The sequence below is a fragment of the Bacteroides sp. D1 genome, assembly GCF_000157095.2.
Classification (GTDB): Bacteria; Bacteroidota; Bacteroidia; order Bacteroidales; family Bacteroidaceae; genus Bacteroides; species Bacteroides xylanisolvens.
Genome location: NZ_JH114331.1, coordinates 608,409 through 624,193, shown reverse-complemented (window position 1 = coordinate 624,193; position 15,785 = coordinate 608,409). Strand labels below are relative to the sequence as shown.

At 48.5% G+C, this 15,785-nt stretch carries 10 protein-coding genes, 1 pseudogene and 1 riboswitch; of the genes and pseudogenes, 3 read left to right on the top strand and 8 right to left on the bottom strand.

The genetic code is table 11. The annotated features are described in order from the left end of the window. Window positions 1-12: 12 nt before the first annotated feature. The 8 genes and pseudogenes from BSAG_RS0222600 to BSAG_RS19175 all read right to left on the bottom strand — a co-directional run bounded on the left by BSAG_RS0222600 (window position 13) and on the right by BSAG_RS19175 (window position 10,045). Window positions 13-317: pseudogene (locus tag BSAG_RS0222600) on the bottom strand (nucleotidyltransferase family protein). A gap of 265 nt (window positions 318-582) precedes the next feature. Continuing rightward, the gene (locus BSAG_RS19145) at window positions 583-1,050 is read right to left on the bottom strand and encodes an HU family DNA-binding protein (protein ID WP_004314844.1); all 468 of its coding nucleotides are present in this window, start codon (window positions 1,048-1,050) and stop codon (window positions 583-585) included. A 215-nt stretch (window positions 1,051-1,265) separates the two neighbouring features. Continuing rightward, the gene (locus BSAG_RS19150; protein WP_004314845.1) at window positions 1,266-2,183 is read right to left on the bottom strand and encodes a hypothetical protein; all 918 of its coding nucleotides are present in this window, start codon (window positions 2,181-2,183) and stop codon (window positions 1,266-1,268) included. 237 nt (window positions 2,184-2,420) lie between these two features. Continuing rightward, window positions 2,421-4,148 (bottom strand): DUF6562 domain-containing protein, encoded by a 1,728-nt coding sequence (locus tag BSAG_RS19155; RefSeq protein ID WP_225473997.1) that lies wholly within the window; start codon window positions 4,146-4,148, stop codon window positions 2,421-2,423. A 56-nt stretch (window positions 4,149-4,204) separates the two neighbouring features. Further along, a complete protein-coding gene (locus BSAG_RS19160; RefSeq protein WP_004314847.1) occupies window positions 4,205-5,251 on the bottom strand; it encodes a DUF6562 domain-containing protein in 1,047 nt (348 codons plus the stop codon). A 6-nt stretch (window positions 5,252-5,257) separates the two neighbouring features. Further along, window positions 5,258-6,487 carry a DUF3575 domain-containing protein gene (locus BSAG_RS19165; protein WP_008016239.1) on the bottom strand — a complete coding sequence of 410 codons (1,230 nt, stop codon included), beginning with the start codon at window positions 6,485-6,487 and terminating at the stop codon, window positions 5,258-5,260. Between the two features lie 567 nt (window positions 6,488-7,054). After that, window positions 7,055-7,879 carry an Rpn family recombination-promoting nuclease/putative transposase gene (locus BSAG_RS19170; RefSeq protein ID WP_004314849.1) on the bottom strand — a complete coding sequence of 275 codons (825 nt, stop codon included), beginning with the start codon at window positions 7,877-7,879 and terminating at the stop codon, window positions 7,055-7,057. Between the two features lie 102 nt (window positions 7,880-7,981). Beyond that, window positions 7,982-10,045, bottom strand: a complete 2,064-nt coding sequence (locus BSAG_RS19175; RefSeq protein WP_008997353.1) for a tetratricopeptide repeat protein — start codon at window positions 10,043-10,045, stop codon at window positions 7,982-7,984. 75 nt (window positions 10,046-10,120) lie between these two features. Here BSAG_RS19175 and BSAG_RS19180 point away from each other — a divergent pair, with 75 nt between their 5' ends. The 3 genes from BSAG_RS19180 to BSAG_RS19195 all read left to right on the top strand — a co-directional run bounded on the left by BSAG_RS19180 (window position 10,121) and on the right by BSAG_RS19195 (window position 15,758). Further along, window positions 10,121-11,065 (top strand): DUF5106 domain-containing protein, encoded by a 945-nt coding sequence (locus BSAG_RS19180; RefSeq protein ID WP_004314851.1) that lies wholly within the window; start codon window positions 10,121-10,123, stop codon window positions 11,063-11,065. A gap of 267 nt (window positions 11,066-11,332) precedes the next feature. Beyond that, window positions 11,333-11,533: riboswitch (cobalamin riboswitch) on the top strand. A 182-nt stretch (window positions 11,534-11,715) separates the two neighbouring features. Next, on the top strand, window positions 11,716-13,758 hold the full coding sequence (locus BSAG_RS19190) for a TonB-dependent receptor plug domain-containing protein (RefSeq protein WP_004316214.1): 2,043 nt from the start codon (window positions 11,716-11,718) through the stop codon (window positions 13,756-13,758). Window positions 13,759-13,781: 23 nt separating this feature from the next. Beyond that, window positions 13,782-15,758 (top strand): YncE family protein, encoded by a 1,977-nt coding sequence (locus tag BSAG_RS19195; protein ID WP_008016879.1) that lies wholly within the window; start codon window positions 13,782-13,784, stop codon window positions 15,756-15,758. Window positions 15,759-15,785: the final 27 nt, after the last annotated feature.

Here is a 15,785-nt window from a genome sequence, read left to right as displayed (position 1 = left end):
CCAAGATTTCTCTCATAACACGACACCTTCATTGGTGACGTTAATATAAAAAGGGGGGGGAATGGGCGGTTCTCCCAAAGTTTTTTGAGCGTGACTATCGGGCTGATAGAGACTCCGGTTTTCAGTTCCAGTTCGTAAAGTGGCAGTGTGATAGATTCTTCGTCCTTCAATGTCATTTTCTCGCCGTCGAGCAGGATAAGCAGGTCAATATCACTGTCGCTACGCGCTTCGTTCCTTGCTTGCAAACCATATAAAATAGTTTTTGCCGTAGGAGCCACGCGACGTATAATCTCTCTTATTTGTTTCGTTTCATAAATTTTCCATTTATTATAATCAATGCTACGGGCAAAGATAACAATTCCGGTGCAGATTGTTCTGTCAAGAACCGATTATTTCCCCCGGCACACAAAGAAAGATTCGTTTCTCTCATCCGGCAGCAGGCTACAGCAGCGGCGAGTGAAAACGAATCTTTCATCTTAAAGGGTCGTGCGGCAATGCCGGAAGGAGCCTTTGGCAATACAGAAAAGTCCTTTTGCAGTGCAGGAACCCGTCCTTTTTATAGCACCGGAAAAGCATCCGGCTTTATGCTGCCGGATCGGGAGCCTCTCCTCCCCCTTCACCACCGCCACCTTCGCTGGGAGTAGTGGATTTTCCGCCCCATTCTTCCCAGAAGATATTGGAATCGACGAGGGAACGGGTGGTAACCTGGTTGTTGGATGAACGGCTCGTTTCAGGGATGAAGCGGACACGGACGCCGGTGATTTGCTTGGCAGTCACTTTGTCGGGGGAGTCCACTCCATTGCCCGAAGCAACGGCTGTGTAGTAGAATGTGCCCACGCCGTCGAGTTTGACGGTGCGGCCGTCTGCCATGTAGCTACCTAATACGCTGCCAAGGGACTTGAGCACGGCAAAGGTGTCGGCAGGGCTTACGGTGGATTCAATGGCAAGACGTTTTGCCACTTCGTCCGTCGTGACAGGTTTGCCAACGGTGATGGATTGCGGATACCACATTCCATTGATTTTCTGTTTTACTTTCTTGAAGAATCCCATAAGTTGATGTTTTTTACCTCTTCCCTGCCGCATCCCGATAAGACTAATACTCGGTGACGGACTTTGCTTATCTCGGTGACGACCTTTGCCTACCTCGGTGTCGGACTTAGCCTACCTCAGTGACGACCTTTGTCTGTCCGTGTCTGCAAGCATTTCCTGATGGGGTGCTGCAAGAAGGAAGCGTGATTAATAAATGTTGCGAATTATCTCAATTATCATATTTGCCGTTCCCCTCCGTATTCCGCCAGCGCGCAAAGCAGTTCGCCCAGTGCAAGGCCGCCGTTGAAGGCTGACACGTAGTTCTGCGTGTCGGTCACGTCCTCGTTGAAATGGTTGAGACGGTCGGTGATGGGGGAAAGAAAGAGGATAGGTTCGCCTGAGGTGCTGATTTTTACCACGCCGTGGGTGGTTTCGATGGAGTTTGCCGTATACCCTTCGGGGGCTGCAGCGGCAAATTCTTTAAGGGCTTGGGCGTCTATCGTGTCGTATGAACCGTAGTCGGTGACGTTGACGGAGCCTACTGCCGTGAAGGTGGACGCTCCTTCACACACGAGTTGCGGTGCGGGGAAGTTGGGCGGCGGGACAAGTTTGCATGCGCCGCCGGGGTAACAGTGCAGGCGGGCGTTGACGGTTTCGGCCAGACTGAACACGGCAGGGGCTACGTTGGAAGCGATGAAGGTGCCTACGCGGTCGTCGATAAGGTTGTGTTCCGGATCGGTATGGCTGTCGGGATTTCCGTCGTGGATAAAGAAGTTGCCGCCGAGGACAACGGTTCCGTTATGGGTCACTGCCGGGTCGGGATAGTTGGCGGTGCTGACGCTGATGATGAGGTCGGCGGCATCGGCAGCAATGGCTTGCGGGAGCACTTTGTATTTTTCGAGGGAACTCGAAGTGTTGACTCCCGTTGCCATAAGGTCTTCGATGCAGCGGACTACGACTTGCAACGGTTCTTCTCCTTCTCGGGGAAGGGAGAAGACAGCACGGGGTTGGCTCATGCGGTTGTCTCCGTCGCACGGAGTGTTTATCACTTCAGGGAATGGTAAGGCGGCGGGACGCAGTTTGGGGTTGGTCAGGGCGTTGAGCACGGGTTCCGTTTCCCAGTTTTTGTTGATGATGACGAGTATCTTTTTCATAAGTGTGATGTTTTTTATGGTTGTTACCTTGATCAGTTGCGTCGCTTCCGGCAATTGCTCCTATCGAGGAAGGTATCCTATAAAGAGAAGTGATGTTCGCTTCTCAAGTCGGCGACAAGGGAAAAAGGACAAGGTTCATGATATTGCCGCCGACTGCATCCCCCAGCGGCTTGGGACGTATATGATGTAGGGGGACGGGATGGAGTGACCTGGATACCCCGTCCCCGTGTGTCATTCTTAAAAAGCGAGGATGGGGCGCACGGCGGAATCGGAGTTGTACCTGACATTATGCCAGCATTGCACAACGTTCGCCTGCTTACCCACAAACCACGTCCATATACCCGAATCGGAGTACGTCGAGGAAGAGAAGAATTTCTGATAGCTCCCATTCGGGATTGCGTCATAGTTCCCAGTGCCCAACGGTTCGAAATAGGCATTTATCTTACTTACGAGTTCTGTCTGATTACTCCATCTATACAGGTTGGGGGTTAGGTCGTTGCCTTCGTTTATGGCGTCATCCCAGCTTGGGAGACCGCCCAGATTGGCGGTAAAGTCATACCATTGACCTATGGAGGGCAAGTACCACCCCGTCGTCTTTTCGGGAGCCTGTACAACATAATCCTTCACGGCCTTGAAAGCGGGATAAAAATTTTCGAGTTCTTTGTTGTTTGCGGCCGCATAGTCGATTACCGTGGTGTAATTAAGTAGTCCGTTGATGTCTGCGTTGCAGGCAACTTTATCCGTGCATTTCGTCAGCTCGGAGAAATCGTGATCTTCCCCCCAACTCATAAGGCTTTTGGTTACGGTCTTCAATGACATGACCAGACCATGCGGCGTGGCAACGCCTTTTGCTGCCAACACCTGTTTTTCTTTGTCGCCGATGCGCGAGGGGTCGGTCTGGAAAACGATGCCGATGCAGGTCTTGTTCGCATCGAGGGCGGTAGACCATGTGCCGTCTGCATAATAGAAGTCACCCACCTTAACGATATCCGAAATATCCGTTACATCCTGACTTACCCAGTCAGTGGTCATATCTACAGACAAAGTTACCGCCGGATCGTTTCCGACTGTAATCAGGTTTCCGGCAGCCCGTACCCAGTTGTTGCGTTTCAGGGGGATGTTGGCAGGAATGTCTCTATCGTTCATCGTTATGCTACCTGTCCCGGTAAACGTAAGTTTTATTCCGCCCAACGTGGCGTCGGCAGTGGTAAAGACATAATCGGAGAAGAGGATTTTGCAGTTGTTTCCATTGATAGTAATATCCGTGCCGTCCATTGAGGTTGTGATGTAGGTGGCATCGTAGGTAGCTGTCGGGCTTACCTCCTCGCTAAAAGCATTGAATTCTGACGGAACGGTGTATGTTGCCGTCATGTCTTTACATTTGCCTATCATCTCGGTGTTCTTTTCCGCAATCGTCACTTTCGTAAGCGGACGGACAAGCGTGGCGGTAAGGTCGTTCTTAGCCGTAGCGCCTTTGGTGAACGGTACTACTGCCGCAAATGCCTCACGTAGTTGGTCGGCGTATGTATAAGCAGCGGTGATGATAGTCACTTTCTTCAAGCCATCGGCATTATCAGTCTTGTAATACTTATCGGGATAGTGGTCGCCTGACGCCGTTGCACCCGAAACGATGTAATCCGCCCAAAGCACGGCTTTGTAGTCACCTTGGTCTGCCAATTCAAAACTAAATGTAATGTTAGCGGCACCAGCCGTTACCAACTGCTCCTGGCGTACTCTTCGTGTAGAGCCATCTTTCGTCCACACTTCGAGGATGCAGCGCAGCGTATGGCCGGCGGGAAACGTAGCGGGGGCGGAAGCCCGTGTTTTTACAAAATCGGCAGGCATTCCGATGCTCATGCTTACTTGGTTGCTGTCCGCAGTCGGGGAAGCGTCGGTGTCGTCCTGACTGCACGAGGTGAATAGCCCTGCCAGAGCCATTAACCCGAAGAAAAGGTTCTTTTTCATACTTCTGTTCATCGTTTACTGTGATTAAATTTGTTTTATTATATTGACCTGTCATTTCAGAAAGAATCGAGGTCGATGTCTATCTCGTCGTCATATCCGGTGTCGATGTTGATGCCTCCCTGCATTTCGTTGGTGAGGAAGTTGCCTCGCAGGGTGGTGAGGTGTCCCCGCCGGTAGGGCACTTCCAGTCCCCGGGTACGCGACACTACCTTTCCGTTGGCGTCCGCCAATTCAATATTCAGGGGCACAAAGGATTCCGTGCCGTTCACGAAGATAAAGTCCGAACCTAGCGGACATTTCTCCGTGCCGTCGTCGGGGATGGTGAGAGGGGTGGAGAACGTCACGCCCTGCACGGAGTTCATCGGCTTGCCCGTGGCGGTGTTGAATCCTAACGGGAAATAGAACCCGTAGGAAAAGGTGACGGTGTAGGTGTTGTTGCCGCCTTCGGCATCGCGTTGCCGCTGTGTTTTTGCCAGAAACTCCTGCACGTCGGTGGCGATAATACGGTATTTTGCCAACGGGCGCACCATGTCGACTTTGGCTTGTACGCGGACGTTCCATTCGTCCCGGTAGGGGCGCAGGTCAAGGGTGGTGCTGCCGTAGAGGCAATCGCGGTAGCCAGTGCTTCCGGTGTAGGGCGTGGTGCAAGTTACTTGCTGCAAGTTCTCCGTATTATAATAGAGGTCGGTGGTCGTGCCTGCCACAACGTAGTCCGTCCATACGGCGAGGGTGTATTCTACGGCGTACAGCTTCAAATGGACAGGGAGCGTGATTTTCCCGTTGCCGGCTTCGTCGGCATTGTCCATGACGGTCACTTGCCGGGCTGCCGGTTTGCCGTCGCGCCATGCTTCGATGATGAAGCGGCGGCGGTAATCCGTTTGTTCTCCGGCACGGGCTTTTGTGATTCCGCGGTGTGCCTTGTTGGTGATGATTTCCAGTGGTAGGAGTTCGAGGTCGAGGGTCACTTCGGTACTGACCTCTACAAGCGTGGGGTCGATGCCTTCCTCACCGTCCGGTGTCATCGCGGGATAGTCGTGTACACAAGCGGCAAGGACGGTTGCCAACATGAAGGTGATAAATCCTATAGCATATTTCTGTTTCATAAGCCGTTACTTTTTAAGGTTGAAGCGATAGACGATAGAAAGCCCCATGCGGGTGATGCCCCAGTAGTTCTTCGTCCGTGTGTCTATCCGTGCGCCGTTGTCTATATTATAATAGGTGTCGTACTTCATGTTGGCATAGCCTGCACCGAGGGTAAATTCTCCCGCCCAATGTCCGCCGAGCGGCAACAGATAACCATAGCTGACGCCCGCGCCCAGCAACGGACGGTCGGCGTCTTGATAACGGTCGCGATTCCACTTCACATTGAACCAGCCTACGTGGGCATGAAGACCGAAGAAATGTCCCGAGCCGGGCTTCGAGAGCCAGTAACGGGCTTCGGGTTGCAGGGTGAAGGTCTTCACGGCATGTTTGCCGCTGATGTGCCACGGACACCACAATATCGGCAACTCTACGGAAAGATGCTTGCCGACCTGCACTTCCGCCGCCACGTTCATAATCGTGCCCGCCCAAGCGGCAAGGTTGGTTTTCACGCCAAGGTAACGACCGTTGGCGGGAAGTGAAGGCGAGGTAGCTGTAGAGGTGGAAGCGGTGGAAGAAGAAGGAGTAACTGAAGCAGAAGAAGCAACCGAAGTAGAAAGAGCAGTAGCTGCATCGGGTGCAACAGGTGCAGTAGCTGCATCCGGCACAACAGCCGTGGCAGCCACGGCGGAAGAGTCAACAGGCTCTTTGTCTCCCTGCAAGGCAACCGGAAGGGCTTCCTGTTGTTCCTGTCGCCTCGCCGCACTTGCAGGCTCTTGCCGGTTTTGCGGAATCTCGCTTTGGCAATCTTGGAAACCTCGGCAACCTACCACGACGACTTCTCCCCACAAGGGATGAGCCAACGGGTGGTTGAGTGTCCGGAAATGCCGCTCGCGCAGTCCGTAGTGGTCGATAAGATAGCCTTTCAGATTGTTGGCACGCCAGTAGGCGGCGCGCAGATTCGACTTTTCATCGTCCCAACTGCCGGAATAGCTCTGCACGTAGAGGGTGTCCTGACGTTTACGAAAGGTGCGCAGCCGTTTCTTCAACTTCCGCAACGACAGTCGGTTGTCCGCATATTCCGTCTTGAACATCCGGATACGTGAAGGATAGCTGAAAATAATCAGGCTGTCTGCCGAAGGTGAGGAAAGGACGGCAGCATCCGGCTGACCGCGCAAGGGAACAACCGATAGACATAGCAAAAATGCCAGTACGAAGTAACGGAATGTACTCCACGCTACGTTTTGTTTGTTTTTCATTCTCATACCTGTAACATAAGATTACAAAAATTTATATACAAGAAAGGCGTAAGTGTCCGTATGCTTATCCGTCAATCGGGGCCTTCGCACTGCCCATACCGTAGATAAGCAACAGAACACTCACGCCATTGGCGTATATAAAGCTTGTGTATCGTCCCCCTCCCCTCTCCGGACGGAGGGGGAAGCGGGGGCGCAAACAGGCATCCATATAAACAATGGAACGTGAGCATTTGTTGCATTCATCTTCACGGTGACAAGTCAAAGGTGCGAAGTTTGATTGACGAAGATGATATTCTTCAAACGCTTTCCGTTATCTAAAAATCACGCCCTCTCTCACAAGGGCAGTGACAAAGATAAAGAAAAGCCGAAAAACAGCAAACAATATAGGCTAAACTTTTATTCGCCGGGGCAAAAATAATTATTTCAGCCCGACGAAGGACAAAATGGGAATGGACAGATTCATGGACAAAATAGAGAAGAGGCTGTCAGGAAAAGGCTTGGCGCATACAAACAGTAAGGGCGACCCGTTTTTTAACGAGCCGCCCTTACTGTTTGTTATCTATCTTTTCACAATGCCTCAATTTCTTCAGCAGTGAGTCCCGTACATTCTGAAATTAAATCGATAGCCAAACCTTTGGATTTCATCATACGGGCGGACGATTCTTTTCCTCTCAACATACCTTTCTGTTCGGCAAAGTCCAACGTATTGAAATAATCGTTATAAACTTTCCATTCCTTCTCATATTGAGCTCTTTCCTCCGGAGTCATATTCGCTTTGGAGGCCATCTTCTCAAGTCGTTCAAAAACGGCTTTACGTGCCTTGAAAGGCATTCTATCAAGTGTATCCATATGCTTTAATACATAAATCCATCGTTCAAAATCGTTACTACACTCATCCTCTTCTTTGTCAAAGTTAGGCAGTTCGATAAAAATCTGCCGAAACTTGTTATTGAAAAGCTGTCCTGTATCCCGGTCGGAAAGGATTACATCAGTCCTTATCTTCGCAGGCATGTCCTTGTCAATCACAAAGTTCATAAAAAACACTCCGTATACAGCATCCAACCGGAAGTCCCAAGGACCGCTTTTAGCTTGTTGCGTAATCGCACGAGAGAGGTAGAAGAGAGCACGATCTTTAAAGTAAGGTTGCTCACGATTCTGCATTTCTACGATTATCCGTTCACCTGTGTCAGTCATACAGTAGATATCGTAGATAATCCCCCGTTCTGTTTTTACTTCCGGCTGCTGTTCGTTGTTAAGGAACTGGATGTCGGTAATCACGTGCTCTCCAGAGAGCAAATCGTTCAAGAAGTCGATTAATAACTCCTTTTCTACCTCTCTGCCGAATAAAAACTTAAAGCCATAGTCGGTAAAGGGATTAATAAATCTTCCCATTATTAATGTAATGGTTGTGTATATTGACAACAAAGATAGACATTTTTTGTTTAATGATGAAAGTTCCGGGTTAATATTGCTGAATGACTGGAAGAACCGATTCTATAAATCTTCCCCTGCCATAATGTGACGGATTTCCGCATCAGTGTCCGAACCTTCGGGCAGACCAAGCTTCACACGGATGCGGTATCGGGTTTTGGACACACTTGCCACGCTGATGCCGAGCGTCCGCGCCAGTTCTTCGTTGGATTGTTTGAGCAGAACCAACATACAAAACAGTTCCTCGCTACGTGTCACCGCCGGACAGGCTTCACGAAGATGCAGCAGCGCCGACGGATAGACGGACAAAAAGGCGTTACGGAAATCCTCTTCTTCCTTACGGGTGAGCAAGTGGGATTGAAGGCTTTCCATCACGCTGTCAAGTTCGCACGTGTTGCGGTGGCGCGCCTGGATATCAGAAAGCTGGCGGATAAGGGAGCGGTTGCGTTCGTACAAGTCCTGACGGGCGGCTATCAGTTCGTGAAGCCTGCTTTCCTGGTCACGTAACCGTTCGTCAGCCCGCTCATGTTCCTGCGCCTCGAGCTGCCACCGGAGCCGCAGATTGCGGTGGCGCATCACCATCCAGCCGGCTATAAAAAAGACGAGTAGCAATGTACACACTCCGGCTATGAAATACACATGCAACAGGGTATCCTGAAGACGGACTTCGGCAGTCAGCAGAAGATTCTCCTGTTCTTTCTTCTGTGTTTCGAAACGGATATTTGCCGATGCCAACTGGCGTATCTTGTCTTTGCGGGTCACCGAATCTCTCATCACCCGGTATTCGGGAAAGACGGTGAGTATATCCGCTGCCCGCCCCGTGTGGCGATAGCCTTCCATTAACAATTCCGCCGCTTCCGAAGCAGGGTGAAGCTCGGATATATCTTTCAACTCGCCAATAGATTTCCGAAGCAGGGGGATTGCCTCCAACCATTTACCGACGCGGGCAAGAGTGGCACCGTAATAATAGTCATAATATGGCAGGCGATGACGGGGAACTTTACCTTCAAGTGCGGCAAAGCCTCTCAAAGCCACATTCACAGAGTCGGGAAAGGCGGCAAGGTAATACATCCGGTCTATCTGCAGCATCAAATGATAGTAGTCGTTCTTCGTCCGGTCAAAGCAACTGTCGGCCTGCGCAAGAACCAGGAGTGCGGAGTCGGGGCGATTCAGATTGTTGTGTATCTCCGCCTTCGCAATGAAGAAACGACCTATCAAGTTATTGTCAACTTCGGCACGTGCCGGCTCGCCCGTTCCTACGGCACAATAGCGAAACGCTTCATCATAGAGCCCGAGCAGGCGGTAGGCTTCCGTCAGAATCTCCGCCACCACTAGCTTGCCGTGATAGCTGCCCGACTTCTCACATAGACGGATAGCTTCACGACAGAGGGAGATACTTTCTTCATACTTCCCCTGCTGAAGGTATATATCGGCAAGCCGCCCGATAGCTTGTGGATAAAGCCAATAGTTGCTTAGGCCCGAGCGTTCTGCCACTCGGCAGGCTCTACGGAAAGCGGACTCGGCACGAGTGCTGATAGTGTCGACACCCATATAAGTGATGCCTGCCGTAGCTGTACAAAATATCTCGCTCAACGGGTCGTTGTTCTCATCTTTCAGTGCCATCGCCCGGTTGAGATAGTCCACCGCCTCCGCATGGCGGTCGAGCGCCATAAGCATCTGCGCCTTTGCCACCCACAGTTCCCTGCGGCAATATCGGGAGACAACGGGGTGTTTCGCCCGCTCCAACGAATCAAAATACTGATAGCCGGACTCAAAGTTCATCATCAGATTGAAGTATATCATTAACCGGCGGAGAGATTCGGAAGATAAACGGCGCAATTCTTCGGTAGTGAGCACATCGTCCACCGGAAGCCGGAACACGGAATCAAGCGGCGGGAAAGCCAGACTTTCCTTCTCCTCCTTAATCAAGCGGATACCACGCCCCAATGTACGAAGACTGTCGGCATAGAATGTGGGAGAAACGGCAGGATGTTCCCGCTGCATGTCAGAAGGTCGGTTGCAACTCCACACAGCCGTCAGCATAAAAAAAACGAAGAATATGTAGGTGGATTTAATCATAGATATGCATTGTATGTTTGTTTGCCGACACAAATATAGCATTTTCATTAAAACAGTGCATTTTCACACATAGTTTTTTTATCTTTGCTCACCAATAGTAAATTGAAAACAATTCAGCAAGTTATGAGAACAAATATAAATCTTATCCCAGTCTTCTGTATTCTACTGCTTTGCGCTTGCAAAAGCGGGAATGCATCCAGCCAAAACTCCAAAGAAGCTCCCAAAGATACCATCACCTCCTTTACGCTACCTGCCATCCCGCCAATGCTGACAGCACCCGAGCTACGGGCAGATTTCCTAGTAAAGCACTATTGGGATAACGTAAACTTTGCCGATACCAATTATATCCATCATCCCGAAGTGACCGAACAAGCTTGGGCGGACTATTGTGATATACTGAATCATGTCCCTTTGGAAACTGCACAGCAAGCTATACAGAAAACAATTGAACGGACAAATGTGAATAAGAAAGTATTCACTTACATCACTGATTTGGCAGACAAATATCTGTACGACCCTAACTCCCCGATGCGTAACGAAGAGTTTTATATCCCTGTACTGGATGCCATGTTGGCTTCTCCCGTACTGGAAGAAATAGAAAAGGTACGTCCCAAAGCCCGTCGCGAACTGGCTCAGAAAAACCGTATCGGAACCAAAGCACTGAATTTTAACTATACATTAGCTTCCGGCGCACAGGGTTCTCTTTATCAACAAAAATCGGACTATACCTTATTATTTATCAATAACCCGGGATGCCATGCCTGCACGGAGACAATCGAAGCATTAAAAAATGCCCCTATCATCAATCAACTTCTGGAACAAAAGAGACTAACAGTCCTCTCCATTTATCCCGACGAAGAGTTGGACGAATGGCGAAAACACCTAAATGAATTCCCAAAAGAATGGGTTAACGGATATGATAAGACCTTCGCTATCAAGGAACAACAACTGTATGACCTGAAAGCCATCCCTACCCTCTACCTTCTAAACAAGGATAAGACAGTACTTCTGAAAGATGCTCCCGCGCAAACCATCGAAGAATACCTGCTAATGAAAGGCGAACAATAAGCCCCCACGCCGCCCACACACGTGCCCATGCCACACCGCCCACGCCGCATGGTCTCCCGGCCTCGTTTTTTCAGCGTCAAGCGCAGGTGTTTTCTTCGGCGTCAAAAAGGGCAGACTGTTTGAGCGTAGCGAGTTTCTGCCCTTTAGCCGAAGGAAGCACCGGAGTAGCTGAAAAAACGCAGCCTTGATCCTTTCTTTTTGGTTCTTTCTCTTTCGTATCAAGACGAAAGAAAAAGAACATCCCTTTGGAAAAAACAAATAAACTCCCTATCTTTGTCGCGCATTGGTTTGCGACTCCCATGCGGGGGAAGCAATTAAAAGGGAATCAGGTGCAAGTCCTGAACAGTCCCGCTGCTGTAAGTTCCATACAAGTTACAAGCAATTCACTCATTGCCACTGGAGACCAATCCGGGAAGGCGTTTGTAACAGGAATAAGTCAGAAGACCTACCATGCAAATAAGTTTCACTGCTTTCGAGGAAAAAGCGTTGAGTCTAATGAACCGGACAAGTCGTCTATCATTTCATTCATCACTCTGATTCAGAGAAAGTGTGTTAAAACAGATAAACTCTGCCAAGTTTATTTATGCGTGTCCGGTCGAAGGGATTTCGCCCGGACACTTTTAAACAACAACAGACTGAAAAAGGAATAAATGAAGAAAAGAACATTTAATAAAGTGATCTTTGTAGCATTCAGCTGCCAATTCTTATCCATACCACTTTTTGCACAACAGCAAAAGGTAGATACGACACATACATATTCTATTCCCGAAATAACAGTATCAGATATCTACCAGACCCGCGAAGTACGCTCAACCGCTCCCCTGCAAGTCTTCTCCAAAGACGCCCTGAAAAACCTGCACGCCCTGCAAGTCTCCGACGCGGTGAAACACTTTGCCGGAGTGACCGTAAAAGATTACGGAGGTATCGGCGGACTGAAAACAGTATCCATACGAAGCCTGGGAGCCCAACATACTGCTGTCGGTTATGACGGAATCACCCTGACCGACTGCCAAACCGGACAAATAGATATCGGGCGTTTCTCGCTCGACAACGTAGACCGCCTTTCTCTAAACAACGGACAAAGCGATAACATCTTCCAACCTGCCCGCTTCTTCGCGTCAGCAGGCATATTGAATATACAGACACTCACGCCGCTATTCACCAAAGGCAAAAAGACCAATATAGCCGGAGCTTTCAAAACCGGCTCCTGGGGATTAATCAATCCCTCCCTGCTACTGGAACAACAATTCAATAAGACATGGAGCATGTCAGCCAATGGCGAATGGATGTCCTCCGACGGACATTATCCGTACACACTACATTATGGAAATGCGGCAGAAGACCTGTCCTCACGTGAAAAACGAAAGAATACAGACGTACAGACATTCCGTGCCGAAGCCGGACTTTACGGCAACTTCTCCGATAAAGAACAATGGCGGTTGAAAGCCTACTACTTTCAGTCCTCCCGGGGACTACCCAAAGCTACAACCTTCTATAACGACCATTCCACACAACACTTGTGGGATAAAAACACATTCATACAAAGTCAATACAAGAAAGAATTCAGCCGGCAATGGGTGTTCCAAACCTCTGCCAAGTGGAATTGGAGCTATCAACGTTATCTGGACCCCGATACCAAGAACTCTTTAAAGAAAACAGAAAACAGCTATTACCAGCAGGAATATTACCTTTCCGCTTCTGTACTATACAGACTGTTGAGCAACCTCTCTTTCTCACTTTCCACAGATGGAAGCATCAACACCATGAACGCCGATCTAGCCAACTTTGTACACCCCACACGTTACGCATGGCTGACAGCATTCGCCGGAAAATACGTAAATAACTGGTTAACAATCTCCGCATCCGCATTGGCAACCGTTATCAATGAAGATGTGAAAAAAGGCGGTAGTGCCGGCAATCACCGTAAGCTAACCCCTTATGTAAGTGCCGCTTTCAAACCTTTCCAGCATGAAGAATTCCGCATCCGCTTCTTCTATAAAGACATTTTCCGTCTGGCAAGTTTCAACGACTTATATTACGAAGAAGTAGGCAACACCCAACTAAAGCCGGAAAAGGCCAAACAATACAACATCGGACTGACATACAATAAAAATGTATGCCCGTTCCTACCCTATCTGTCAGTAACCGTTGACGCCTATTATAACAAAGTGACAGATAAAATTATCGCCTACCCTACCAAAAACCTTGCCGTATGGAGCATGAAGAATCTGGGTGAAGTTGACATCAAAGGCATTGATGCCACAGGAAGCCTGTCCCTCCAACCTTGGGATAAAATACGCATCAACCTCTCGGGTAACTACACATACCAACGAGCTTTAGATGTCACCCCGCCCGATCCGAACACGTATGAATCGACATACAAACATCAAATAGCCTACACTCCCCGCGTCTCCGCTTCGGGACAGGCAGGCGTCGAAACACCGTGGATCAATCTGTCTTATTCATTCCTTTTTTCCGGAAAACGCTATGCATTAGGACAAAACATTGCCGAAAACCGATTGGATAGTTATAGCGACCACAGCATTTCTGCAAACCGTGACTTTCAGATCAGAAAAATCACTACCTCTTTCAGCGTGGAAGTATTGAACCTGATGGATAAGAATTACGAGATTGTGAAATATTTCCCAATGCCCGGACGATCCGTAAGGGCGACAATAAGAATAAGATATTAACTATTATAAAGTAAGATATTGACGTGAAAAGGAAACTAATATATATATTCTCGTGCTGGCTGTCATCCATAATCTTATTCGTGGCATGTGATGATATGGAGGACAAACCATTCACATCAGGCATTATAGGCGATCCGACAGAAACGGGTACCGCCGAATTATATGTATTATGCGAAGGACTGTTCAATCAGAACAATAGCTCGCTGGCACGTTTTTCTTTCGGCAACCAGCAAATGGTTCGTGACTATTTCAAAGCAGTCAACCGCCGGGGATTAGGAGACACAGCCAATGACATGGCCATCTACGGAAGCAAGATATATGTGATAGTCAATATCTCCAGTACGGTAGAAGTGATAGACTTTCGTACGGGAAGCTCATTGAAACAGATTCAGATGTTGGCAGAAAACGGAAGTTCCCGTCAACCACGCTACATCGCTTTTCACAAAGAAAAGGCATACGTATGTTCATACGATGGAACCGTTGCACGTATAGACACAACCTCCCTATCCATAGAAGCTATCACATCAGTGGGACGCAACCCCGACGGTATTTGTGTACAAAACGAAAAGTTGTATATTTCCAATTCCGGCGGGTTGGACTATTCATCAGGACTGGTGGGGGTAGACAACACGGTATCTGTTGTCGATATTGCCACATTTAAAGAAAGTAGCAAACTAACAGTAGGCCCGAATCCCGGTAAAATAGTAGCAGGGCCGGACGAAACCGTTTATGTAGCCACCCGTGGCGAAGATGTAGAAGCCGGCGATTATAACTTCGTCAAGATAGACTGCCGGACAAACAAAGTCACTCAATCTAACGAGAAAGTACAAAACTTTGCCATCGATGGAGAGATTGCCTATCTATACAATTACAATTATAACACGCAGACCTCTTCTATCAAGATGTTCAATCTGAAAACAGAAGAGACAATCCGTGAGAATTTCATAACTGACGGAACAGTGATAAAAACGCCATACGGCATCAACATCAATCCTTACAGCAACAATGTATATATCACCGAAGCCCGTGATTACACCACCTATGGAGACTTACTTTGTTTCAACCAACAAGGACAACTCATGTTCCGTCTGAACAACATCGGACTTAACCCGAATACAATTGCATTCAGTGACAAAGCCTCACAAAGCGATATTGATGACAACGATGATGATAAGGAAAATCCTCTGGCCTTCGCCAATAAAGTATGGGAATATCGCCCTGCTCCCGGACAGTTTATCAACACTACCACTTCAGCATATAAGAAAGGCTTTACTTATGATGATATACTAGAAGAAGCAACCCGCAGAATCCAGCAGAAATCACTCCTTACATTGGGAGGATTCGGCGGTTACATTGTTTTAGGATTCCCACAATCCATTCCGAATGTAACAGGAGAATATGACTTCAAGATAAAAGGCAATGCTTACTATAACTCCAAAACCGGAACAGGAGCATTGGGCGGAAGTGCAGAACCGGGAATCGTATTTGTATCTAAAGATGTAAATGGCAATGGAAAGCCTGACGACGAGTGGTATGAATTGAAAGGAAGCGAATACGGGAAAGACACTGAAACACGCGGATACGAGATAACCTATCACCGTCCGAATCCAGCCAACCTAAAAGTTTTTTGGAAAGACAATCAAGGCAACGAAGGATATATCTTCCGCAACAGCTTCCATAACCAGGAATCATATTATCCACTTTGGATAGAAAGTGATGAAATCACATTCCAGGGAACACGTCTAAAAGATAATGCCGTTTTAGAGAACGGATTATGGGTAGGATATTGCTATCCGTGGGGATATGCAGACAACCATCCTAACAGCAAGGAAGGAAGTAATTTCAAGATAGATTGGGCTGTGGATAGTAATGGCAGTCCGGTAGACTTGGATCAAATCGACTTCGTGAAGATTATGACCGCAGTCAATCAGGATGCAGGACAAATGGGTGAAATATCAACCGAAGTTACCACCATTGAGAACTTACATTTCAAGAAATAATCAATAATTAATTAATAACTAAAATCA